General features: G+C 59.0%; 22 protein-coding genes. 12 read left to right on the top strand and 10 right to left on the bottom strand.

The window, feature by feature from the left end:
• Window positions 1-13 precede the first annotated feature (13 nt).
• The 6 genes from ACP2AU_RS10000 to ACP2AU_RS09975 form a co-directional block, all read right to left on the bottom strand.
• The gene (locus tag ACP2AU_RS10000) at window positions 14-1,081 is read right to left on the bottom strand and encodes a succinylglutamate desuccinylase (RefSeq protein WP_426375986.1); all 1,068 of its coding nucleotides are present in this window, start codon (window positions 1,079-1,081) and stop codon (window positions 14-16) included.
• Window positions 1,082-1,241: 160 nt separating this feature from the next.
• On the bottom strand, window positions 1,242-1,964 hold the full coding sequence (locus tag ACP2AU_RS09995; protein ID WP_426375985.1) for an ABC transporter permease: 723 nt from the start codon (window positions 1,962-1,964) through the stop codon (window positions 1,242-1,244).
• Between the two features lie 3 nt (window positions 1,965-1,967).
• Window positions 1,968-2,672, bottom strand: a complete 705-nt coding sequence (locus ACP2AU_RS09990; RefSeq protein ID WP_426375984.1) for an ABC transporter permease — start codon at window positions 2,670-2,672, stop codon at window positions 1,968-1,970.
• A gap of 47 nt (window positions 2,673-2,719) precedes the next feature.
• Entirely contained in the window at window positions 2,720-3,472 is a 753-nt protein-coding gene (locus ACP2AU_RS09985; protein WP_426375983.1) for a transporter substrate-binding domain-containing protein, read from the bottom strand.
• A 103-nt stretch (window positions 3,473-3,575) separates the two neighbouring features.
• Window positions 3,576-4,346: an ABC transporter ATP-binding protein gene (locus ACP2AU_RS09980; protein ID WP_426375982.1), complete on the bottom strand. Its 771-nt coding sequence runs from the start codon at window positions 4,344-4,346 to the stop codon at window positions 3,576-3,578.
• A gap of 153 nt (window positions 4,347-4,499) precedes the next feature.
• Window positions 4,500-5,258 carry an FCD domain-containing protein gene (locus ACP2AU_RS09975; protein ID WP_426375981.1) on the bottom strand — a complete coding sequence of 253 codons (759 nt, stop codon included), beginning with the start codon at window positions 5,256-5,258 and terminating at the stop codon, window positions 4,500-4,502.
• Between the two features lie 225 nt (window positions 5,259-5,483).
• On the opposite strand from ACP2AU_RS09975, the gene ACP2AU_RS09970 reads away from it, so the two are divergent.
• The 5 genes from ACP2AU_RS09970 to ACP2AU_RS09950 all read left to right on the top strand — a co-directional run bounded on the left by ACP2AU_RS09970 (window position 5,484) and on the right by ACP2AU_RS09950 (window position 11,068).
• The gene (locus tag ACP2AU_RS09970; RefSeq protein WP_426375980.1) at window positions 5,484-6,956 is read left to right on the top strand and encodes an FAD-linked oxidase C-terminal domain-containing protein; all 1,473 of its coding nucleotides are present in this window, start codon (window positions 5,484-5,486) and stop codon (window positions 6,954-6,956) included.
• Window positions 6,949-8,016, top strand: a complete 1,068-nt coding sequence (gene glcE, locus ACP2AU_RS09965; protein WP_426375979.1) for a glycolate oxidase subunit GlcE — start codon at window positions 6,949-6,951, stop codon at window positions 8,014-8,016. Before ACP2AU_RS09970 ends, glcE begins: the two co-directional genes overlap by 8 nt.
• A gap of 2 nt (window positions 8,017-8,018) precedes the next feature.
• Window positions 8,019-9,227, top strand: a complete 1,209-nt coding sequence (gene glcF, locus ACP2AU_RS09960; RefSeq protein WP_426375978.1) for a glycolate oxidase subunit GlcF — start codon at window positions 8,019-8,021, stop codon at window positions 9,225-9,227.
• 107 nt (window positions 9,228-9,334) lie between these two features.
• Window positions 9,335-9,766, top strand: coding sequence for a DUF4124 domain-containing protein (locus ACP2AU_RS09955; protein ID WP_426375977.1), 432 nt, complete (start codon window positions 9,335-9,337; stop codon window positions 9,764-9,766).
• 99 nt (window positions 9,767-9,865) lie between these two features.
• Entirely contained in the window at window positions 9,866-11,068 is a 1,203-nt protein-coding gene (locus ACP2AU_RS09950) for a multidrug effflux MFS transporter (RefSeq protein ID WP_426375976.1), read from the top strand.
• 55 nt (window positions 11,069-11,123) lie between these two features.
• Here ACP2AU_RS09950 and ACP2AU_RS09945 read toward each other — a convergent pair whose 3' ends face one another.
• Window positions 11,124-13,322: a TonB-dependent receptor domain-containing protein gene (locus tag ACP2AU_RS09945; protein ID WP_426375975.1), complete on the bottom strand. Its 2,199-nt coding sequence runs from the start codon at window positions 13,320-13,322 to the stop codon at window positions 11,124-11,126.
• Window positions 13,323-13,458: 136 nt separating this feature from the next.
• Between ACP2AU_RS09945 and ACP2AU_RS09940 the strand changes: the two genes are divergently transcribed.
• On the top strand, window positions 13,459-14,334 hold the full coding sequence (locus ACP2AU_RS09940) for a hypothetical protein (protein ID WP_426375974.1): 876 nt from the start codon (window positions 13,459-13,461) through the stop codon (window positions 14,332-14,334).
• 102 nt (window positions 14,335-14,436) lie between these two features.
• Here ACP2AU_RS09940 and rhtB read toward each other — a convergent pair whose 3' ends face one another.
• The gene (gene rhtB, locus ACP2AU_RS09935) at window positions 14,437-15,057 is read right to left on the bottom strand and encodes a homoserine/homoserine lactone efflux protein (RefSeq protein ID WP_426375973.1); all 621 of its coding nucleotides are present in this window, start codon (window positions 15,055-15,057) and stop codon (window positions 14,437-14,439) included.
• Window positions 15,058-15,132: 75 nt separating this feature from the next.
• On the opposite strand from rhtB, the gene ACP2AU_RS09930 reads away from it, so the two are divergent.
• Together ACP2AU_RS09930 and ACP2AU_RS09925 are read left to right on the top strand one after the other, a co-directional pair.
• Window positions 15,133-15,288 carry a hypothetical protein gene (locus tag ACP2AU_RS09930; protein WP_426375972.1) on the top strand — a complete coding sequence of 52 codons (156 nt, stop codon included), beginning with the start codon at window positions 15,133-15,135 and terminating at the stop codon, window positions 15,286-15,288.
• 82 nt (window positions 15,289-15,370) lie between these two features.
• Window positions 15,371-16,036 carry an alpha/beta hydrolase gene (locus ACP2AU_RS09925; protein WP_426375971.1) on the top strand — a complete coding sequence of 222 codons (666 nt, stop codon included), beginning with the start codon at window positions 15,371-15,373 and terminating at the stop codon, window positions 16,034-16,036.
• Window positions 16,037-16,105: 69 nt separating this feature from the next.
• Here ACP2AU_RS09925 and ACP2AU_RS09920 read toward each other — a convergent pair whose 3' ends face one another.
• Window positions 16,106-17,188, bottom strand: coding sequence for a heavy metal sensor histidine kinase (locus ACP2AU_RS09920; protein ID WP_426375970.1), 1,083 nt, complete (start codon window positions 17,186-17,188; stop codon window positions 16,106-16,108).
• Window positions 17,185-17,868 (bottom strand): heavy metal response regulator transcription factor, encoded by a 684-nt coding sequence (locus tag ACP2AU_RS09915; protein ID WP_426375969.1) that lies wholly within the window; start codon window positions 17,866-17,868, stop codon window positions 17,185-17,187. The genes ACP2AU_RS09920 and ACP2AU_RS09915 overlap by 4 nt, the downstream gene beginning before the upstream one ends.
• Window positions 17,869-18,017: 149 nt before the next feature.
• On the opposite strand from ACP2AU_RS09915, the gene ACP2AU_RS09910 reads away from it, so the two are divergent.
• The 4 genes from ACP2AU_RS09910 to ACP2AU_RS09895 all read left to right on the top strand — a co-directional run bounded on the left by ACP2AU_RS09910 (window position 18,018) and on the right by ACP2AU_RS09895 (window position 21,380).
• Window positions 18,018-18,509 carry a GlcG/HbpS family heme-binding protein gene (locus ACP2AU_RS09910; protein WP_426375968.1) on the top strand — a complete coding sequence of 164 codons (492 nt, stop codon included), beginning with the start codon at window positions 18,018-18,020 and terminating at the stop codon, window positions 18,507-18,509.
• 37 nt (window positions 18,510-18,546) lie between these two features.
• On the top strand, window positions 18,547-18,957 hold the full coding sequence (uraH, locus tag ACP2AU_RS09905; RefSeq protein WP_426375967.1) for a hydroxyisourate hydrolase: 411 nt from the start codon (window positions 18,547-18,549) through the stop codon (window positions 18,955-18,957).
• A gap of 247 nt (window positions 18,958-19,204) precedes the next feature.
• A complete protein-coding gene (locus ACP2AU_RS09900) occupies window positions 19,205-19,987 on the top strand; it encodes a MipA/OmpV family protein (protein ID WP_426375966.1) in 783 nt (260 codons plus the stop codon).
• 157 nt (window positions 19,988-20,144) lie between these two features.
• Window positions 20,145-21,380, top strand: coding sequence for an aromatic amino acid transporter (locus tag ACP2AU_RS09895; RefSeq protein WP_426375965.1), 1,236 nt, complete (start codon window positions 20,145-20,147; stop codon window positions 21,378-21,380).
• The last annotated feature ends 138 nt before the right edge of the window (window positions 21,381-21,518 follow it).

The following is a 21,518-nucleotide window of genomic DNA, read 5'->3' as shown; positions in this document are numbered from 1 at the left end:
TTCTGGAAAGCGTTCAGGGCCGCTCGTGCGAGTCGGCCCTGAAGACCTCCCGGGCACGAATCATCAGGCCGGCCCGTTGCCCGGCCGGCACTGCCCGGTTGGGGAACACCACGGCTTCGGGCGCGGTGCCGACCTGATAGCGATCCTGACCATCTTCCCAGATCAACGTGCCGGGCTGATACTCGGTAAAGTTGGCGGCATCGTCCGGCACGTAAAACCGGAACGAGGGCCCGGTATTAATCACCTCATGCACCACCTCAAACACCGTTAACTGGTCAAACGGCGGGCCCGCCTTGGGTGGGGGATCGCCCAGGAATTTTCGGCGCAAAGCGCCCTCGATTCCCTGAAAACGACGAAGGTCATTCTGGCCGAACGGTTCAACCTTTCCCAGCTCGATGGTAAAGCTTTCGCACTGAAGTGCGCTGGCGGTGAACGACGAGAAAACGGTCGATTCTTTGTGCTGCAAGAGCAGGGTTTCCACCTCAGACTCCAGCAAAAACGCACATTGTCCGGCGGGTACGGATCGCCCTTCGACAAACGGGTACAGGGCAAATCGCTCTCGTTTCGAGGGGCGGATGGCGGTATGGAGATCGTAGTGGCTCAATGCGAGCCCCTGATGAGCCTGGGCGAATTGCCGGCACATCTCTTCCAGAAACTGTGCCCGCTGTGCCTCGGGAAGCCCGGCATTTTCGGGTGTGCCGTGAGCGCCGTTAAATAGCCGGTTCATGTTGGCATCGATAAACCGCTCGCCGGCTAGCATCGCCGGAGGGTTGCCAAGGATCAGCAGCAGTGGGCAGGCCGGTGACCACTCCTCTGAAAGCAGCTCTGATGCGAGCGTGTTCAGTACCTCAATCGGTGCCGTTTCGTTACCGTGTACACCGGCAGAAATGATCAGAGCGTCCTGGTTGGGGTTAGGCCGCATTGGTGGTGGCGTTATCCAGAGCACGCCGGTGCCCTTGCGGGAAACCTGGGTGCCATCGGGGAGCGAGATTTTGTCTTCAGGAAGATCGCAGGCCGCGTTGGCAAGCGTGTGGCTCAGCCAGTCCGGGTGGAATTCAAAGAGCTGATTCGTTGCTTTCATAGACTCCCCTGAAGCGTTTGGGGGCATCTGGCGGGATAGGCTTTCCGGGAATTTCGGAGGCCATGGATGGCCGGAGAGAAGCGCACAGGGATGTGCTTGTAGCGGTTCCCGGAAAGTCTATCCCGCCAGATGACCATGCTCCCGGCGATAGGAGCAAAAGTTAGCCATTAACCGGCCGCTGATGTCGCAGCAGATGATTTTCCAGCTTACGGAAAACGAACACCAGAATAAACGTCAGCGCCATATAGCAAAGTGCGACAAAGATGAACGCATCGAAGGGCGCGTAAAACCGCGAGTAGATGTTTCTGGCCGCGCCCGTCAGATCGACAATGGTCACCACACTGGCAATCGCGCTGGCGTGCAGCATGAAGATCACCTCGTTGGCATAGGCCTGAACGGCCCGGCGCGCTGCGCTTGGCAGAATGATGCGGCGCATCCGCAGGAACCAGTTCATGCCGTAGGCCTTGGCCGCTTCAATTTCGCCATGGGGCGTCGACATAATGGCCCCGCGGATGATTTCCGTGGTGTAGGCCGCGGTATTCAGGGTAAAGGCCAGAAGGGCCGGGTAGAGCGGTTCCCGGAAAATCTCCCACCAGAAGGTTTCCTGGATGCCAGGAATCTGGGCCACGCCATAGTAGATGATGTACAGCTGGATCAGCAGCGGCGTGCCCCGAAACAGGTAGGTGTAGATCCAGATCGGACCCGACACCAGGGGATTCCTGACGGTGCGCAGAATCGCCAGTGGCACAGCCACGATCAGGCCAATCACCAGCGACAGGAACACCAGATGCACGGTCGTGACCAGACCGTCCCAGTATTCCATCAGTGTCATGGCCGTAAAAATTTCGTTGGCGTTCAGCCACTCGGCAATGAAATCAGGCATCGTTTAATTCCCCTGGACCACGCCGACATTGGCCCGACGATCCAGCCATTTGATAAACAGTTCCGAGCCTGCGGTCAGGATGAGATACACGGCAGCCACGGGGATAAAGAAATGGAACGGCATACGCTCGGCCTTGGCGGCTTCTTCTGCCACCCGGACCATGTCGGTCAGGCCGATGATAGAGACCAGAGCCGTTGTCTTGAGCAGCACCTGCCAGTTGTTGCCGATGCCGGGCAGGGCATGGCGCAGCATCTGTGGGATCATCACCCGGCGGAAGGTGTGCCAGCGGGAAAATCCATAAGCCTTGGCCGCCTCGATCTGGCCCACATCCACGGCCAGAAAGGCGCCGCGGAAGGTTTCTGTCATGTAGGCACCGAAAATCAGGCCGATGGTCACCACGCCGGAGATAAACGGATCAAACTGGAAGAAAAAGTCGATACCGCGGGTTTCCCACAGGTAGTCTGACAGCATATTCACCGCCACCTGGCCGCCATAATAAAACAGCAGCATCATGACCAGATCCGGAACTCCCCGAATCAGCGTGGTGTACGTGGTGGCAATGCCGGCGGCAACGCGACTACCGGAGAGTTTTGCGCTGGCCCCTACAAGGCCCAGCACCAGGGCAAGCGCCAGGGAGAGGAAGGCCAACTCAACGGTGACGATCGCGCCTTCGGCAAGAGCCGGGCCATAGCCTTTCAGATCAAACATGGGAGTATCCGGTCAGCAGGGGCGGCGCGTTGCCGCCCCCGAGGTCATTACATCTTGATGTCGTAATTGAAGTACTTGTTCATGATGGTGTCGTAGGTGCCATCTTCCTTCAACGTACGCAGAGCGGCGTTCACTTCTTCGGCCAGGTCGGCATCACGCTTGCGCATGGCAACGCCAACGCCTTCGCCCAGTTTTACCGGCTCGCCGACTTCCTTGAAGCCCTCTTTGGTCAGAATGGTTTGCTCGCCTACCGGGTAGTCCACGAAGGCCACATCCAGGCGCTGGCCTTCAAGGTCCAGAACCATGTCGTCTGCGGTGGTGTAGCGTTTGATCTCAACAATGCCACCCATATTTTCCGTGACAAAGGTGTCCATGGTGGTGCCACGCTGCACGCCCACGGTCTTGCCTTTCATGGCATCCATGTTGGTGACGTCGGTGTTGAAATCGCTCGGGCCGAACCAGCCACCCGGGGTGTTGTAGTAAGGCTCGGAGAACAGCACACGCTTGGCGCGCTCGGCGGTGATCGACATGGAGGACATGATCAGGTCGAATTTACGTGCCAGCAAGCCGGGAATCATGCCGTCCCAGGCCTGGATCACGAACTTGCAGTTGGCATTCATTTCTTCGCACATGGCGTCGGCCAGTTCCACTTCGAAGCCGGTCAGTTCGCCGTTGTCGTCTTTGTATTCAAATGGCTCGTAGGGCACATCAAAAGCAATGCGCAGGTTTCTTTCCTGGGCCTGGGCCGTACCGGCGGCCAGGGCCAGGGCACAACTTGCTGCAACAATCAGTTTTTTCATGTGTCACTTCTCCAGTAATTCGCCAAAGGCTTTATTTTTTATGGAAGTTTCGGGAGCTTGTTGTTAACTCCGGGCCAGCACCGATTCAAGATAGCACCGGTGTTCAGAACTTGGGAGCAAGAAATTGCTTCATTCGCTCGGAATCCGGATGGTCGAAGACCTTTTCCGGGGTTCCCTGCTCCTCGATCACGCCCTGATGCAAAAACAGGACCTGGCTGGACACATCCCTTGCAAATGCCATTTCGTGGGTAACCACGATCATGGTGCGGCCTTCCTCGGCCAGACTCTGCATAACCTTCAGCACCTCGCCCACCAGTTCCGGGTCCAGGGCTGAGGTGGGTTCATCAAACAGCATCACCTCCGGCTCCATGGCCAGGGCCCGGGCGATGGCCGCCCGCTGCTGCTGCCCGCCGGACATCTGGGCCGGGTAGTAGTCCTTGCGCTCGTAGATGCCTACTTTATTCAGATAAGCTTCTGCCCGCTCAATGGCTTCTTTTTTCGGGGTTTTAAGCACGTGAATGGGCGCTTCAATGATGTTTTCCAGCACCGTCATGTGCGACCACAAGTTGAAGCTCTGAAAGACCATGGAAAGGCGGGCGCGAATCAATTCAACCTGGCGGTTGTCGGCGGGTACGCGTTCTCCCTTGCGGTTGTCGGTGAACCGGATTGGGTCGCCGTGCACAATAATGTCGCCGGACGTTGGCGTCTCCAGCAGGTTGATACAGCGCAAAAATGTGCTTTTGCCGGAGCCGGAACTACCAATCAGGGAAACCACATCGCCCTTTTGGGTTTCAAGGGATATGCCTTTGAGGACTTCCAGCTTGTCAAAGGTTTTATGGATATCCCTGCAGATAAGAGGCGCGGGTTCCGCCATGGGTGGCTCCTGAGACTGTCAAACAAAGGCGCTTGTTTTACGGACTGTCGCCGCAGAAATCAATACCGCTTTGTTGAGTTTTGGTGAATCGGGATCAAGACCTGTGTCGGTCATTTTGGCGCAAATGTTGATCAATGCAAGCATTTTGCCGTGTTATGGGCCGGTGTTGTCGGTCAGCAGGTCCTGAAGGTCCCAGGGGGCAGGAATGCGCAGCAGTTCGTCTCCTTCTTTCTCCATTGCCTTCAGGGTCTGCCGGACAAAGCGTACATGGGCGGTTGCGATTTTCCGTGCCTGCTCCGGTTTGGATGCGATGATGGCCTCGTAAAGCTGACGGTGCTGGCGCATGATTTTCCGGCGCATATCCTCGCGAGGATTCAGGTTGGAGACCGAAGCCTGCACGGTCAGCAACATCATATTCTTCAGCCCGTTCAGAATATGCACCAGAATCGGGTTGTGGGACGCCTCGACAATAGCCTGGTGAAAGTTGTGATCGGGGCGCGCGTTACTGAGTGGGTCGGTGGTTTCCAGTGCCTGAAAGGCCTTGGTCAGACGATGCCGGTCGATATTGGTCGCCCGTTGGGCGGCCAGAAACGCCGCTTGCCCGTCCAGTTGCTCACGCACTTCGAGCAGATCGTACAGGGTCCGGGCGTGCCCCTGGTAGAGGTGCATCAGCGCGCCGGTCTCCTGGTTGCCGGGCCCGGGGACAATGCTTGCCACAAAAGAGCCCTTGCCATGCCGGGTTTCAATGACCCCCCGGGCCTGGAGCTCGTGCAGGGCCTCCCGGACTACCGGGCGTGACACCCCCAGTCGGGCGACCAGTTGGCGCTCCGAGGGAATCTTCTGCCCCGGAGCCAGCCCGCCGTCGAGAATCAGGCGCTCAAGCTTGCAGGAAATTTCTCTGGATATTCCCATAACCGTTCTGGTCTGACCAGTTAGAAGGTAAGGCAACAGCATACGACAGTGCTGCCCGGTGCCACAAACCCCAGGCTTGATGGCGGGTTAGAGAAAGGGGCCCGCGTCTGTGCCGGAAAAACTGGTCAGACCAGTAGCATAAATGATGGACGTTTTGCCTCTAGAGAACGAGTATTCTGGTCATCAAGTATAAAAAGTAACCTCGGAAAACAGGTCGGTAACCTTATGACTATCTCAGCTACGGTCAGCAAATGGCAGCTGGCGAAGCAGTTCCGGGCCTTTATTGATCCGGCGTTCGTGATCACCGATGACGAAACCCTGAAGCCCTACGAATGCGATGGTCTGGCCATGTACCGGGAGATGCCCATGCTGGTGGTGCTCCCGGAAACCGTGGAGCAGGTGCAGCGGGTGATGCGCATTTGCCACGAACACGGTGTGCCGGTGGTGGCCCGTGGTGCCGGTACCGGGTTGTGTGCCGGCGCCATGCCCCATAAAGAAGGGGTGGTGCTCTCGTTGGCCAAGTTCAACCGCATTCTGGACATTGATCCGATTGGTCGCACTGCGCGCTTGCAGCCGGGCGTTCGCAATCTGGCGATCAGTGAAGAGGCGGCGCAGTATGGCCTATATTACGGCCCGGACCCTTCTTCGCAAATCGCCTGCACCATTGGCGGCAACGTGGCTGAGAACTCCGGGGGCGTCCACTGTCTGAAGTACGGCCTGACCGTGCACAACCTGCTCAGTGTGGAGGTGATCACCGCCGAGGGAGACCGGGTAACCATTGGCAGTGATGCTCTGGATAGCTGTGGCATGGATCTGCTGGCTTTGGTAACCGGTTCCGAGGGTCTGCTGGGTGTGGTTACCGAGGTGAAGGTAAAGTTGCTGCCCAAGCCGGAGGTGGCCCAGGTGATCATGGCCGGCTTCGACAGTATCGAGAAAGCCGGCGATGCGGTGGGAAGCGTGATCTCCCACGGCATCATCCCCGGAGGTCTGGAAATGATGGACGGCCATGCCATTATTGCCGCTGACGACTTCTGCGGGGCCGGCTATCCCCGGGATGCCAAGGCTTTGTTGTTGTGTGAAGTGGACGGCACCGAAGAGGAAGTGCACGAACACATCGCCGAGGCCGAAGCCCTGTTCCGTAAGCTTGGCGCTACCTCCATCCGGACCTCCCAGAGCGAAGAAGAGCGGGCGCTGTTGTGGAAAGGGCGCAAGTCGGCCTTCCCGGCGGTGGGGCGTATCTCGCCGGATTATTACTGTATGGACGGCACCATTCCCCGTCGCTATCTGGCGAAGGTTCTGCTGGAAATGGAAGCGATGTCCGAAGCGTTCGGCCTGCGGGTGGCGAATGTGTTCCACGCCGGCGATGGCAACCTGCACCCGTTGATCCTGTTTGATGCCAATGTGCCCGGCGAGTTCGACAGGGCAGAGGCGTTTGGCAGCGCCATTCTGGAATTGTGCGTCGAGGTCGGTGGCTGTATCACCGGTGAGCACGGCGTGGGCGTGGAGAAAATTCGCCAGATGGCGGTGCAGTTCAATGACGACGAACTGCAGCAGTTCCATGAGGTGAAAGCGGCCTTCGACCCCACCGGGATTCTGAACCCGGGCAAGGGCGTGCCCACCCTGAAATTTTGCCAGGAGTATCGCTCCATCGAGCACAAGCAACACAAGCACGAAGAGGCGGACGCTGCCCATGGCTGATCAGATTCAAACCCTGCAGGAGCAGGTGCTCCAGGCCCGCAGTCACGGGCAGACACTCAACATTGTCGGCGGCGGTAGCAAGTCTTTTATGGGCCGTCAGGCCGATGCGGCTGCCGGCACTTTAAGCCTGGCCGGGCACACGGGCGTGGTGGAATACCACCCGGTGGAGCTGGTGCTGACGGTGCGTGCCGGCACCACTCTGAAAGAAATAGAGGCGGTGCTGGCGGAGCAGGGGCAGTGTTTGCACTTCGAGCCGCCGCGTTTCGGAGATGCCTCCACGATTGGTGGCACCCTGGCCTGTAATCTGTCTGGCCCGGCCAGACCCTGGGCCGGCTCGGTGAGGGATCAGGTGCTGGGTATTCGCCTGCTGAACGGCAAGGGCGAACACCTGCGTTTTGGTGGCCAGGTGATGAAAAACGTGGCGGGATATGACGTTTCCCGTTTGCAGGCCGGCGCCATGGGAACGCTCGGGGCAATCACCGAGATCAGCCTGAAAGTCATGCCAAAGCCGGCGGCCACCGCAACCCTGGTGCGGGAGATGGCCATGGACGAGGTGGTGGCGTACATGAATCGTCGTGCCGGAGAGCCCAAACCCGTTACCGGTGCCTGCTGGGTGGACGGCAAGGTCTACCTGCGCCTGGCTGGCGCAAAGTCTGCCGTGGAAGCGACCGCCGAGAAATGGGATGGCGATGTTATGGCTGGGGATGACCCGTTTTGGCAGCACGTTCGAGATATGCAGCACGACTTTTTTGACGACCCGGAAACGCCGCTCTGGCGTTTTTCCCTGGATTCCACGGCCAGAACGCCGGAGCTTGGCGGCCCCTGGATGATCGACTGGGCCGGTTCCCAGCGCTGGTACCGCGGCCAGCCGTCACTGAACGATCTGGAGCCTTTGGCCCGGGCCGCTGGCGGGCAGGTCAGCCTGTTCCGGGGTGGTGATCGCAGCACTGAAGTGATGCACAGCCAACCGGAAGCGCTGAAAACCATCCAGCGCCGAGTAAAACATTCGTTCGACCCCGACGGGATTTTCAATCCCGGTCGTCTCTACAGCTGGTTGTAATTATGCAAACGAATCTGGTTCAGCAATTTGCCAATGATCCTGAGGGTCAGGAAGCGGAGGACATCCTCCGGGCCTGCGTGCATTGCGGTTTTTGTACCGCAACCTGCCCGACCTATCAGGAGCTCAACGACGAGCGGGACGGGCCCCGTGGCCGAATCTACCTGATGAAGATGTTCCTGGAAGGCGGCGAAGTGACCGAGAAAACCCGGGAACATCTCGACCGCTGCCTGACGTGTCGCAGCTGTGAAACCACCTGTCCTTCCGGCGTGAAATATGGCCGCCTGGTGGATATCAGCCGTGGTTTGATGGAGAAAGAGCTGCCGCGTAAGCCGCAGGAAAAATGGCTGCGCTGGGCGCTGACGCGATTTCTGCCAGACCGCCGGGTGTTCGGATTGATGCTGCGCCTGGGCCAGGCCTTCCGGCCGATCTTGCCGGAAAAGCTTCGCGTCAAGGTGCCGCCACGCCGGCACGCCAGCCCCTGGCCGTCGTCCAGTCACAGTCGGGTGGTTCTGGCGCTGGCGGGCTGTGCCCAACCTGCGGCCGCGCCCAACACCAATGCCGCTGCGGCCCGGGTGCTGGACAAGCTGAGAATAACCTTGCTGGAAGCTCCGGAAGCCGGCTGCTGTGGCGCTGTGAATTACCATTTGGCAGAGCATGAGCGTGGTCTGGAGCAGATGCGCGGCAACATCGATGCCTGGTGGCCGGCGATTGAAGCCGGTGCCGAGGCCATCATCATGACCGCCTCGGGCTGTGGGGCCATGGTTCAGGACTACGGTCACCTGCTCAAAGACGACCCGGTTTATGCCAACAAAGCGAGAAAGGTCAGCGAACTGTGCACCGACCTGGGCGCTTTCCTGTTGCAGGAGGACCTGGAGCCGCTGAAGGGAGCCGCCCAGGGCGGCAAGGTGGCGTTTCATTGTCCGTGCACGCTGCAGCACGCCATGAAGCAAAGTGGCGTGGTGGAGCAGGTGCTTACCAGAGCCGGTATTGAGCTGGCGGCTACCAAAGACAAGCACCTGTGCTGTGGTTCGGCGGGCACCTATTCCATTACTCAGCCCGAGATGAGCCAGAAGCTACTGGACAATAAGCTCAAAGCCCTGACGGTGGACAACCCGGTTCGGATTGTGACAGCCAATATCGGTTGCCAGTTGCATCTGGAAACGAAAGCCGAGGTGCCGGTGAACCACTGGATTGAGTTGCTGGACCGCTGAGCGGCTCACGGAAAGCCCCCGCCGTTTCTGCTAAAGTCGCATTTCCCGCCCCGCCGTTCGTCTCCTCGGCGGGGCTCTGAACTCCACAAATCACAGGATGTGAACCCATGCCAGGGAAACGGGCGCTTTGTCTGCTTTTTGTCGTCGTGGCCTCACCGGCCGCCGCTGAAATCTACCGTTGGACCGATGCCAGCGGGTCGATTCACTTTTCTGATACGCCACCCGCGCAATTGCGGCATTCCAATGTGACCTTGCGGGAACCTGTCACCGTACCTATGAGCGAAAACATCCGCCAGGCCGACAAGGTACGGCAGAGCCGGGCCGATGTGGATCGGTTACTGGCGCCCCGGAGCCGCGACCGCTATGCCGCCAGCCGGGAAGACCGGGAGCAGGCTCGCCAATGCGACAAATACCGGAAACAGCTGGACCGTATTCAGGGCCAGTTGCGGGCCGGCTACGGTAATGACCGGGGCAACAGTCTCAGGCAGAAACGGCGCAAGGTCAGCCGGCAATACAGCCGGGAGTGTCTGCTCGATTAGGCCGGGTTACCCCGAGTAAAGAGGCAGGCTTCGGTTACCTCGGATTGCGATTGCTGCCGGACTACTGTTAGCTATCTATCTTATTAACGGAGGTAGCCTTTGTCTCATTTTCAGCTCGCGTTATTACTCGGCATGACCGTGGCTCTGGGGCCCCTGGCTCTGGACGCCTACCTGCCGGCTTTTCCCGATATTGCCGATGGTTTCGGCATTCCCCATGCCGATGTCGGCCTCACGCTCAGCGCCTATGTTGCGACACTGGGGCTGGCCCAGTTGGTGGGCGGGCCTTTGTCAGATCGTTACGGGCGCAGGCTGATTCTGTTCATCGGGCTGACCATCTTCGCCCTGGCCGCCATGATGATTGCCGGTGCCAATACGCTGTCGGAGTTGGTGGGCTGGCGCATCGTGCAGGGCGTGGGCGGTGCTTTCTGCGCAGTTTCGGTGCCGGCCGTTGTCCGTGACCAGGTAGGTGGGCAGGAAGCGGCACGCCTGTTCGGCCTCATTGGCCTGATCATGTTTATTGCTCCGGCCGCCGCGCCCTCGCTGGGTGCCCTCATGCTGGCGCTGGGCGACTGGCACTGGATTTTTGTGCTCCTGGCCGGTTACGCACTCTTCCTCGCCGTGGTGCTGCAAATCGCTTTGTTTCCGAGGCTGAAGCCCCGGCCCAGAGAGACCACGCCAGTGAAGACCCTGGTAACCAACTATATGCTGGTACTGCGACACAGCACGACCATGCGTTTTGTCGGTATTCAGGTTATGTGCTTCAGCACCATGATGCTCTTTATTACCCATGCCTCGTTCATCTATCAGGAGTGGTTTGGCCTGTCGAATGCCAGTTTCTCGATGCTGTTTGCGGCCAATATCGGCTTGATGGCGGTCCTGAATCTGGTTAACCGGCCCCTGTTGCGGCGTTTTTCGTCGGTGGTACTTCTGCGGGTTCAGGTTATCCTGCAGTTCCTGATGCTGGTGGGGCTGGTGACTGTTGTGCTTCTGGCGGGGCCGTTCTGGGCGGTGGCATTGTTTATCATTGGCGCCGTTGGTTTTCAGGGCGGTATTGTGCCTAACAATATGGCCAATGCCCTGGAGTTTTTCCCCCATCTGGGCGGAACCGCCGCCGCCATGCTGGGCGCCTCGCAGTTCACCCTGGCCGGGGGTGTCAGTGCGCTGTCATCCACCTTTGGTGGCGATGCGTTGCTGCCTATTGTGGCCAGTATGCTGGCTTGTTCTGCCGGCGCAGTGGCATTAGCCGCCGGCGCGCCAGCGGCGATTGCCCGGGAAAAAGCGAGGGCCGAAGCGCAAGCCTGATCCCGGGGAAAAGGGGCCTGCCGGCCCCGCTGCCGCTCTCACGCCATTAACGGCATCAGAACTCGACGGTGGCTGAAAGCCACAGCCGACGCCCTTGCTCTACTGTGCCACCTTGTGCCATACCGCGGTTGACGTAGATGTAGTCAGACGCCCAGTCGGTTTCCACATTCCCATCGTCAACGTAGCTGTACTCTTCGCCAGACAGGAAGTCCTTGTCGAGCAAATTGTTGATGGTGGCCGTCAGCGTCACCGCCTTTGTGGCGCGGTAGCTGGCCCCCAGATGGAACAGGGCGTAGGCGTCGAGATCACCGACGGCATCGTCAATCGCCTGTTCCTCGGTCGAGAAATTTTCCCGGTTTTTGGTGTAGCGTGTGCGCTCACCACGGTATTCGCCCGCCAGCCACAGGCTCAATTGCGCGTTCGCCTGCCAGTTCAGGCGTGCGTTCAGCACGTGCTCCGGGGTGTTGGTCAGCTTGGCACCGCGGTTTTCGCCGCTTTTCTGTTCGCTGTCGGTGTAGGTGTAGTTACCGCGAATGCTCCAGTCCGGGGCGAATTGCCAGCTCGACGCCAGCTCCAGTCCGCGGGTTTCTGCCTTGCCGATGTTCGCCAATTGCTCGTAGGTGCCGTCCGGAATGCCTGGATCGCCGCTGATGACGACGTCGCTGCCATCATCGATTTTGTCTTTGAAGCGGGTATAAAACACGGTGGCGTTGGCCTTGAAGCCATCGAGGTTGTCGTAATAGGCGCCGATTTCATAATTGGTACTCTTCTCCGGCTCCAGCCCCGGGGTGCCGATGGTGATGTCTTCGCCCTGGCCGGTTACACCGTTGATGCCCTCGTGCAGATCACTGATTTCCGGCGTCTTATAGCCCTGGCTGATGCCACCCTTGAAGGTCCAGGATGGCGTGCTGTTCCAGACCAGGTAAGCGCGTGGTGTGAAATGGCCGGCGAAGGCGTCGTGGTCCTCATAACGGCCGCCGATGGTCAGCGCCAGGTCGTCACGCAGGTACCATTCGTCCTCTGCGAATAACGCCCAGGAGCTTTGCTCAAAGGTGGTGTCGGCAATGCCGTCGGTCAGTTCAGTATCGCGATACTGGGCGCCCACGGTGGCAATGTGGCTGGCCCCTATGGGCGCTACCAGGCGCGTGTCGACGATGGAGTCTTTGGATTCCAGTTTGCGCTTGTTGCCGCCGACCAGGTTCTGGTAAGGAGCATCGTAAGGCTGGCCAAAAATGCCCGGCAGAGTCCGCCCCTCGGTCTCGGTGACGTTGTGGGTCAGATCACTCGACCAGGTGCCAAAATCCAGGGCACTGACGTGGCCCAGCGCCACCTGATTTCGGTTGAACCTGAGTTCGTCCGAGTAACCGTCGGCCTTGTTATCATTTTCCGGTTCGCAGTTCCGCTTACGCCCGTCGCGGGTTCCAAGCTGGCATTCGTCGTTGTTGTACACCTGCCGGCCTGCCTCGGCATCCAGGTAGAACTCGTGGCCGTCAAAAGGCACAAAGGTCAGACGCGCACCGATGTTGCTGTTGCGGCCATCCACCGGCGCCACGCCGCGCTTTGGTGCCTCACTGCCGTTATCAAAGGTGAGGTCAGACGCTTCCCGGTCCAGTACGCTGCCCCGAACGGCCAGCCCCAGAGTGTTTTTCACCAGCGGGCCGCTGGTGTAGAAACTCATTTTGCCAGTGTCACCGTAATCACGATTCTCCTGAAACTCGTGTTCGACGGTCGCCGAGCCGATCCATTCCTCCGATACTTTTTTGGTGATGATGTTGACCACACCGCCGATGGCATCGGAGCCGTACAGGGTGGACATGGGGCCGCGGATAACTTCGATACGCTCTATGGCAGAGATCGGTGGCATAAAGCTGGTGGAGGTATCGCCAAAGCCATTCGGGGTGACGCCGCCGGGTGCGTTCTGACGGCGACCATCAATCAGAAGCAGGGTGTACTCGCTGGGTAAGCCTCGAATGCTGATGTCCAGGCCGCCGGTTTTGCCCGTACCCTGGCGCGTGTCCACGCCCTCAACGGTTTCCAGGGCTTCGGCGATATTTGAATACTGATTTTGTTGCAAAGCCTGCTGGCTGATGACGCTGATGCTCGCCGGAGCTTCGGTCAGCTTCTGCTCGGAACCACTGGCGGAGACCACAATCTCGTCCAGTTCGAACGGTTGTGGTTGTGCCGCTGCCGCAAGCGGTACGCCAGTGGCGAGCAGAGGGGTGGCAACTGCGATCAATTTTTTCTTAAGGGCCATGAATTGCTCCTGCGGGAATGTGAATTCTTGTGCGGCGCAAATGGTAATCGTTAACAAATAATATTTCATCTACTTATTGCCGGTGAACAGCGTCGGGCCTTTTTGTTGTCGGAGCTTTCATCAATAATGCCCGGCTATGAAACTTATCCTCAGCAGAAAAGGCTTCGACAGCTCCGCCGGTGGGTGCCCGAACCCGGTGTTTCCGGATGGGCGTTGTCTGGCCCTGCCCATTCCGGATGAGCAGTCGCCAATCCGATACAGCCAGATCCGGCACCATGGCGAGAGCATTGGCGAGCTGGTGTCGCAACTCACCGGCCGGCGGGCTTTTTCCAGGCGCGGCGCGCACCTGGACCCGGATGTCATCGAAAGCGCCTATCCCCGGCTGCCAGGCTGGCGGCCGGTGCTGGGCCAACACAGCTCGGCTCAGGCTCATCTGGCCAATCATGGTGTGGGGCCCGGTGATCTGTTCCTGTTTTTTGCGCTGTTCCGGCCGGTGGAAAGGTATCGGAAACGATGGCGCTTTGTGCCCGGAACCCGGGCGTTTCACGCTATCTGGGGTTGGTTGCAGGTGGCGGAGGTTTGGCCTCTGGGTGGCGCGCCTTTGGTGCCGGAGTGGGTTCGTTATCATCCACATTTGCACGGCGAGCGCTCGGCCAGGAACAGCCTTTATGTCAGCGGCAACCGGTTGCAGATGCCTGGGTTGAGTGAGGACTTGCCTGCCGCTGGCACCGTAGCGACTTTGTCAGACCAACACCGGCTGACGGCGCCCGGAGCCGCAAAGGTCACGGAGTGGCGCTTACCGGCGGGTTTCATGCCTGAACCTGGTAAGTCGCCCCTGAGTTACCACCACAATCCGGAACGTTGGCGCCTGGACGACTCCCCGGAATACTGCCGCCTGAGGTCTGCCGCTCGTGGCCAGGAGTTTGTGCTGGATCTGGCCCAGTATCCGGGCGTCAGTGAATGGTTGCTAACCTCCGGGGTTCTGCCTCAAAAGGTGGTCGTTAACAGGTAAGCTGTATAGCCAGCGAAGACGGCCGCTCGTCTGGCCCTTTCACACGTGTGATGCATCCGGGGCTTTACAACGACTCAGGATCACCTGATAGCCACGGCGGTCTCAGGCGCGCTTGAAACTGGCCAGGGCTACCGCCGCCGTTACAAACAGGCCGCCGAACAGTCGGTTCATCTGCCGCTGGCGCCGGGGCGTGGTCATGAACCGGAACAGCTGGCTGGCAAGAATGGCATAGCCCACCATAACCAGAATGTCGACAAAGATCAGGGTCGCGCCCATGGTCGCCAGTTGCGGCCCGTGAGGCGCGCTCGCCATCAGGAACTGGGGGAACAGGGCAATGAGAAAAATTGTGGCCTTGGGGTTGGTCAGGTTGACCAGTGCCCCGTTCCAGAACTGCTGTGCCGGGCTGAAGCCCGACAAGTCTGCCCGTGAGGCTTCGATGGGCGGTTCCCGCCATTTCTGGATGCCCAGCCAGACCAGGTAAAGTACTCCGATCCATTTGATGACAGCCAGTGCGGTGTTGGAGGAGGCTACGAGCGCGCCAAGCCCGGCACCAACCAGCACAATCTGTGCGCCATAACCGAATTGCTGCCCAGCGATGGTGGGCAACGATTTGCGCACGCCGTAGCGCAGCCCGCTGCTCATGGAGTTGACCGCGCCGGCACCGGGTGAAATGCTGATGAACATGGCCGCGACCAGAAAGGTCAGCCAGACAGTGAGTGTCATTGCTTACGCTCTTGCTGAAATCAACGGTGTTATACTATCTCCAAGTGTAAACCGGCCGGAAAAGGAGACTGTGATATGGCCAGAAAACGGGCGAAAGCCACACAGCACAGTGCTGTGCAACGAGAACTGAGAACCCCAAAGTACCAGATGCGTGTGGTGGAGAACAAAACGAAGTACAAGCGCAGCCGGGACAAGGCCGTTCGGGCGGAGGGCTTTCGCAAAGCCGCATAACCGTGGTTTTACGAAAGCCCTTCGTTTGAATACCGCAAGAACGTGTTAGAGTCGGCGCTCCATTGTTGTAAACGGAGAGGCCATGACCGCGCTGAACACCCTGCAGATTGACACCGGTAACAATCCCCAAACCACCATTATCTGGTTACACGGCCTGGGCGCCAGCGGCCACGATTTTGAGCCCGTGGTGCCGGAGTTCCGGTTCGCGCGCGAGCAGCCTGTCCGCTTCATTTTTCCCCATGCCCCGGAACTGCCGGTCACGGTCAATGGCGGCATGGTGATGCCGGCCTGGTACGACATTCTGGCCATGGATATCAACCGGAAGGTGGATGCCGAGCAGCTTCGGGCCTCGGCGGCGATGGTTGCCGATCTGATTCGCCAGGAGCGTGAGCGCGGCGTGGCCAGCGAGAACATTATCCTGGGCGGGTTCTCACAGGGTGGGGCCGTAGCCTATGAATTGGCTTTGAGCTATCCGGAGCGCCTGGGCGGCCTGTTCGCGCTGTCCACCTATTTCGCCACCGCCGATACCATCACCCTGAGTGACAGTAATCGCAACCTGCCGGTCTTTATCGGCCATGGCAGCTTTGATCCTATTGTGGCCGAAGCGCTCGGGAAGGCAGCCTGTCAGAAGCTCGAGGAGCTGGGCTACGAGCCGGAGTACCACAGCTACGGTATGGAACACAGCCTGTGCCTTGAAGAGGTTCGTGCTCTGGATGACTTCCTGGCGGGGATCACCGCAAAGGCGTGAACGGGCCCGGAGTGGCGTGTTATCAGGACGGAAACTCCAGCGTGAACTCCACACCCCGTTCGACGTTTTTTACCGAAGCGCGTTATCCATCAGGTTGGCCAGAGCTCTTTGCACCATGTCCCGTGATGCCATCAACTGCCCGCTGGTTTCGTTTACCAGCGTGATCTGTGCATCTGCGGCGATGTCGGCGAAGTAATCGAAAAGCTGGTCCACCAGAGGTGGCAGATCCAGGGCCTGCGCGGCCGCAGGTGCCTCTGAATGTTCTGTCCGGGCGAGAAACAGCATACTGTTGATTACCCGTGACAGCCGCTCGTGCTCCTCAAGATTGGACAGCAGCAAGGCCTCATATTCCTCCTTCGAACGCGGCTGGGACAGGCTCTGTTGCGTTTGACCAATCAGTGTGTGCAATGGCGTGCGCATTTCGTGGGCAAGGTCTTCGGAAAAGCGGGACAACTGCTCGAAGCCGGTTTCAAGCCGCTCGATCATGCCATTGAGACGGTTTTGCAGCTGGCGGATCTCGGGCGCGGGGTCGGTCACGTCCAGGCGCACATCCAGTGAGTTGGTGCGAATCTGGCTCAAAGTTTCCGATATCTGCCTTACCGGGGCCAGCGCGCGCTGGCTGATCAGCCAGCCGAGCAGGGCACAGATGAGTGTGCCGACCGTGACCACCCACCACAGAGTGGCCCGGTAACCGGCGAGCATTTGGTTGCGCTCAGCCAGCGTGCGCCCGGCAATCAGCGTGAGCGACTGGCCGTCAATGGTGGTATTTATCCGAACCGCGCGGAAAGCCACGGGGTCGCTGTGAGTGAAAAATTCGGCCCCGGCGTTCCGGGCTGGGGGTGGCACGGGAATATTGGGCGGGTTGATCTCGATCAGTACCTCGCCATCTGCGTTCATCACCCACAGGACGTTTTCGGTGTTGCCCAGCATATTGGCGTAAAGTTGGGGCTGGCTTTCAAGCTCGGCGATGGTAGGGATATTTGTCAGCAAGGCTTCCATCCGTTCCAGCCGGCCCAGCAAAGTCTGGTCATCGCGCCAGGCCAGTTCCTTGGCCAGCGATCCGTAGAGCAGAAAGCCGATCGTGCCCAGAGTCAGCAGGCTGATGGCTGCAAACATCAGCGCCAGGCGCTGGCTGAGTGACAGTTGTCTCATGCGTCCTCATCCACCCTCAGGACATAGCCAATACCCCGGACATTATGGATCAGCCGCTGGGCATAGCCTTCGTCCATCTTGTGGCGTAAACGCCGGACAGCAACATCCACTACCTTGGTGTCACTGTCGAAATTCATATCCCAGAGCTGAGTGGCGATGTCGGTGCGTGCCATCACCTGGCCCTCGTGTGTCAGCAGCAGGTGCAGTAGCGAGAATTCTCTGGGCGACAGCATGATGTCCTTGCCGCCTCGGGTGACGGAGCGGCTCTTCAGGTCCAGCTCCAGGTCTGCAACCGTAAAGTGATCGATTTCCCTTGTCACACTGCCGCGTCGCAGCAGAGACCGAACACGGGCCAGGAATTCGGCATAGGAGAACGGCTTGACCAGGTAGTCATCGCCGCCGGCTTCCAGCCCGCGCACCCGGTCTTCCACCGAATCCCGTGCGGTCAGAAACAGCACGGGAGTATCTGACCGCTGCCGCAGAATCTTCAACAACTGCCAGCCATTGAGGTGGGGTAGCATGATATCCAATACCACCAGATCAAATTCTTCGCCTTCCTCGATCAGGTGCCGGGCATCCAGTCCGTCATTGGCCACTTCCACCTGAAAGCCGGATTCGCTCAGACCCTTGCGCAGGTAATCCGCAGCTTTGATTTCATCTTCGACGACAAGAATCCGCATCCACGTGCCTCGTGTAAGTGGGGTTCGGGCGATCTCAGGTTGGAGAAAACGGCCGTTTATTTCAGTTAACAAACGTTAATAAATCTGTTCGTTTTCTGTTCCCGTGCGGAGGTGATCATGGCCTCGACATTTACCGGAGAGGACAAACGATGAAGAGCACAACCGTTACTAAATCTTTGCTTGCAGGTCTGGCTCTGGCATCAGGCTCGGCCATGGCGAGCCCCGAACCGCTGCAACAGAACAATATGTCTCTGGCGCTTGCGAATCATCTGGTAGGGGCCACCCTCGAGGCCTGCCATGCGGACGACCGTACCGCGGTTGTTGCGGTTGTTGATCGTGGTGGTCGGCTGGTTGCACTGCAGCGCGACGACAATATCGGACCGCACAACACGGTCGCGGCCCAGCGCAAAGCGTTTACATCGCTTTCGACCAAAACCGCCAGCCGCGAGTTGTCGGCGATTGCACGTAACAACCCGGAATCTGAAAACCTGAACACCGTTAATGAACTGTTGTTGCTCGGTGGCGGTGTGCCGGTGGAAGTTAACGGCCAGGTGATTGGTGCCATTGGTGTGGCCGGTGCCGGCGGTTCCGCCATTGATGAGGGCTGCGCCATTGCAGCTTTGGAAACTCTGAAAAACTGATCTTTTCAAACACTGACGATACGTTAGGAGAATAATGATGACTAAGATGAAATCAATTGCAGCAGGACTGATGCTTGCCGGTGCCTCCAGCATGACCTTTGCGGCCGATAACCCGCTGAGCGTTCACGTGCTGAACATTGAAAACGGCCTGCCTTCGCCGGACGTGACCGTAACCCTGGAGCGCCACGAAGACGGCAAATGGGTTGAGCTGAGCGAAGCGGTCACCAACGAACAGGGCCGCATCAGCGCGCTGTATCCGGAAGGCGAGAGCCTTGAGGAAGGCACCTACCGCGTGGTGTTCGAGACCGGTGACTGGTTTGCCGAGCGCAATGCCAAGACCTTCTTCCCGGAAATTCCCGTGGTCTTCACCATGGACGGCTCGCTGGCGCATTACCACGTGCCCCTGCTGCTGAGCTCTTACGGTTACTCTACCTACCGCGGTAACTGAGTTCCGAGTGCGGCGGTGCCTCTTCAAGGCGCCGCCGCTATCGCGCTCCCTGCCAGTCTCAACGCTTCCTTTTTTCACCAAAAACCTGCCACGCCCACCCGCATCCCTATTTTTATTCGACGAAAGGGCGCAATTCCCTGGCCGTCAGCCGAATAGGTATTAGACGCAAGCTGCACCCTATATTATACATTCATGTATGTATGTATTATGCCTGCCATCTGTTGATGGAAGATATGAGGGTACGATAATGAAGATGTGGAGCTCTGCATTGTCGGGTGTGGCGTTGCCGGCGCTTGCCGTTGCGCTGATCTGGCCGGTGCTGGCCGAGGCGAACGGTGCCGGGCAGGAGTGGTCGGTCGGCCTGGGTATCGGTGCGGCACTGATACCGGAGTACCGGGGCGCCGACACCTATAAAACCGAAGCTCTGCCCTGGTTTCAGGCAAGCAAGGGGCAGTTGTCGATTGATCCTGTAACGGGCATCAGCTACGACCTGATTGCAAGCGAACGATGGAAGCTGGCACCGGCGTTGTTCTACGCCAAAGGCCGTGACAACTCGGGCGATCTTGATGCGTTCGAGAGTGTGCACGGTGGCTTGCTGGCGGGGGCGATTGCCAGTTATACCGCCGGCAGCTGGCAGATTACCGGTGATGTGGCTGCGCCGGTTTCTGGCGATCTGGACGGGGTGAGGGTGCGCGGGTATTTGCGCTATCGGGGACAACTTGCGGATCAATGGCGCTTTGCCGTCGGCCCCGGTGCCACCTGGGCAAACGACCGCTGGAACCGGAGCCTGTTCGACGTTTCCGCCTCCGATGCGGCCCGCTCCGGGCTCACTCGCTACCGCGCCGATGATGATTACCTCAGCGCCAGTTTCAATACCCGGCTGACCTACCTGATCTCTGACCGGGTAAGCGTGTCTACAATCGCGCGATACAGCCGCTTGTTCGGTGATGCCGAAGACAGCCCGATTGTTGAGGCCGTTGGCGATGCGGATCAGTGGACGGCGAGTGTTGCCATTAATTATCAGTTCTGAGGTTTTCGGTTAAGCGCCAACGTTTGCAGAGATCAGCGCCCAAATTGTTCCCGGGCGTTAATCTCCCCAGGCGCTTCAGGCGTAGTGTCGTCAAATTCAAAGCTGTATCATTCAGCCTCTTTTAAAACCAGCAGCTGATATTTGACGGCGGAGCCCAGTGACCGAGCACGCAGAATCCAGATCCAAACCTTCCCTGATTGGCGGGGCAAGTATCATCGCCAGTGTTTGCGTCGGTGCCGGTATGCTGGGCTTGCCCAGTTCCGGTGCCGGCGCCTGGACAACCTGGTCGAGCCTGGCCCTGGTGCTCACCATGGTGGTGATGACCTTGTCCGGCTGGATGTTGTTAGAGGCTTTCAAACACTTCGATTTGCGGGCGTCGTTCAACACCGTCACCAACGCCCTGTTGGGCCCCCGGGTGAACGCGTTCAGTAATCTGACCGTGTATTTTGTTGGTGGCATCCTCTTGTACGCCTACATCACGTCGTCCGGGTTGATTCTGCAAAGCATGACCGGGGTCGACAGCAAACTGGCCTCGGTCGTTTTTGTTCTGCTGTTCTCTCTGGTGGTCTGGCATTCAACCCGCGCAGTGGACAGGCTGTCGGTGGTGCTGGTCACCTTCATGCTGGTGAGTTTTGTGCTCGGCGTCTCTGGCCTGGCGGTCAGAATCGATCTGGCTATCCTGTTTGATTCTGCAAATACCGGCGGCCAATACGCGCCCTATGCCATGGCGATGCTGCCGGTGGCGCTGACTTCTTTCGGCTATCACCACTCGGTGGCATCCATGCGCGCCTATTATGGTGAAGAGCGCAAGGCGCAGAAAGCCATTCTGGGCGGCACAATGCTGGCTCTGACGTTTTATCTGGTGTGGCTGATCAGCATCTTCGGCAATCTGCCGAGGGCGGATTTCGGCCCGGTGGTCGCCCAGGGCGGTGATGTGGATGTGCTGCTGGCTGCCCTCGGCTTTGCCATCAATTCCGAGCAGGTGGCCACCACCATCAGTGCCTTCTCGACGGCCGCGATTTTATCGTCCTTTGTTGGCGTTGGCCTTGGCACCTTCGATTACATGGCCGATCTGTTGGGCTTCGATAACGATCGCAAAGGCCGCACCAAAACCTGGGCCATTACCTTTATTCCGCCACTGCTGCTGTCGTTGTTTTTCCCGTTCGGATTCGTGCTGGCCATTGGCTATGCCGGTGCCGCAGCGGCGGTCTGGGCCTGTATTGTGCCGGCGCTGCTGGCCCGCAAATCCCGGACGCTCAGCGGCGGGCGCCGTGGCTTCATGGCCCCAGGCGGCCAGTGGGCGATTGTGCTGGTTCTGGCTTTTGGCGCACTGACCATTCTGTTCCATTTCATGGGGCTGGCGGGTTGGTTGCCGGAGCCTGTGCTGCGTTGAGTTGCGCCTGACAATCGCCGGGGAGCTCGGCTATTCTAGAGTGGTCAATATCAAGTACCCGCAAGCAAGGACGCCGCTTATGCCGCCACCGGTGACTTCCCCCGCGACTTCGTTAACGGCTCTGCTCAACATAAGCGT

It is taken from the genome of Marinobacter sp. VGCF2001, from assembly GCF_049943275.1.
Taxonomy (GTDB): Bacteria; Pseudomonadota; Gammaproteobacteria; order Pseudomonadales; family Oleiphilaceae; genus Marinobacter.
The sequence above is the reverse complement of the archived record's forward strand: the minus strand, read 5'-3'. Positions and strand labels throughout refer to the sequence as shown.